Source organism: Cellulomonas sp. GbtcB1, assembly GCF_019091725.1.
GTDB lineage: Bacteria > Actinomycetota > Actinomycetes > Actinomycetales > Cellulomonadaceae > Cellulomonas.
In genome coordinates, this window is record NZ_JAGXJG010000685.1 from 1 (window position 1) to 230 (window position 230).

The window sequence follows — 230 nt, forward strand, 5'->3', positions numbered from 1 at the left end:
GCCCGTGCCGAAGCCGGCGGCCTGCCACCCGGCCAACCCGCCGCCCAGCACCGAGACCCGGTCGTGGCCCAGGTAGCGCAGGAGCCACCAGACGCGTGTCGCCCAGGCGGAGCCGTCGGTGTCGTAGACGACGACGTGGGTGTCGTCGCCGACGCCCAGCGCGCCGGACGCCGCGGCCAGCGCCCCGGGCGATGGGAGCGGCTACGGGTCGGGGCCCGCCGGGTCGGACA

At 78.3% G+C, this 230-nt stretch carries 1 protein-coding gene; it reads right to left on the reverse strand.

What is annotated here, in order from left to right:
* Positions 1 to 180, reverse strand: a 180-nt coding sequence (locus tag KVT14_RS21810) for a sulfurtransferase (protein ID WP_306795897.1), incomplete at its 3' end; no start/stop codon positions are given.
* Between the last annotated feature and the right edge of the window lie 50 nt (positions 181 to 230).